Below are 1,068 nucleotides of genomic sequence, written 5' to 3'. Positions count from 1 at the left end.
TTTTCTGGCCAAACATGCAAAACATTGGCGTGAAAGACAACGTGCCCAAACTATTCTCTGGCTTTCTGAAGGTAAAAGTGTTGCGGAAGTTGCCACTCTACAAGAACGTATCCCAGAAACCATAAGGCTACAACGCCGACGTTGGGAATTGTATGAGTTTGAATCGATTAAAGAAGGTCATCGCTCAGGTCGACCCAATACATTGATCTCAGACTATCAGGCGAAAATCTTAGATTGGGTCAATACAAGTCCACTCAATGCAGAACAAATCCGAGTCAAACTACATGAAGAATACGAAGTGTCCGTGTCTGTTGAAACCATTCGTAAGTTTTTACGTGATTCAGGTATGGTCTTCAAGCGTACCCGTCATAGCTTGAAAAAAAAGAGATCCGATTGTATTTGAACAAGCAACACAGCAGATTGAAGAATTACGAGAGCAAGCGGCACGTGGTGAAATTATATTAGGTTATGTTGATGAAACAGGGTTTTCATCTACACCTGATAACCGCTATGCGTGGACAAAGATAGGTGATGTTCATGCGGTTGATGCAATAAGATTAAAACGAGTTAATGTCATGGGGTGTTTGCTTTCAACGGGGAAACTGGTGACAAGTTGTTTACAAGAGTCAGTTACAAGCACTTGGTTTTATGCCTATTTAACTGGAATAGCTCAACAAGTTAAACAGACGTATAACCTTCCATTGGTTCTTATTGTTGATAATGCCTCGATTCATAGAAGTAAAAAGATGGCTGATTACAGAGAGCTACTTAAAACTAACTTTTCGACGAATCTGTATTTTATTCCAGCTTATAGCCCTGAGTTAAATCGAATCGAGATGGTATGGAAGCAGATGAAATATTATTGGCGAGATTTTCAAGTCATGACAGCTGATAAAATAGAGCAATGGGTGGAGAAAGTATCAAACCAATTCGGAAAAGAATACATGTTTACTTTTTAATGACAACTTATATGTTAATCAGTAATATAGTTTTACTGACGTATAAGATATTAGCTAAAAATAATGAATACACAATGCTAAAAAAAATCAGCTGGTTGATTATTGTTAA

At 37.6% G+C, this 1,068-nt stretch carries 2 protein-coding genes; both read left to right on the top strand.

All coding sequences use genetic code 11. The features are described from left to right. A partial coding sequence (locus tag FTT99_RS16355) for a helix-turn-helix domain-containing protein (protein ID WP_180161693.1) occupies window positions 1-403 on the top strand: 403 nt, incomplete at its 5' end. Beyond that, window positions 393-959, top strand: coding sequence for an IS630 family transposase (locus tag FTT99_RS16350; protein WP_180161695.1), 567 nt, complete (start codon window positions 393-395; stop codon window positions 957-959). The genes FTT99_RS16355 and FTT99_RS16350, both read left to right, overlap by 11 nt. The last annotated feature ends 109 nt before the right edge of the window (window positions 960-1,068 follow it).

The sequence above is a fragment of the Acinetobacter sp. YH12040 genome, assembly GCF_013420005.1.
Taxonomy (GTDB): domain Bacteria; phylum Pseudomonadota; class Gammaproteobacteria; order Pseudomonadales; family Moraxellaceae; genus Acinetobacter; species Acinetobacter amyesii.
This window is presented reverse-complemented; position numbering and strand designations above follow the sequence as displayed.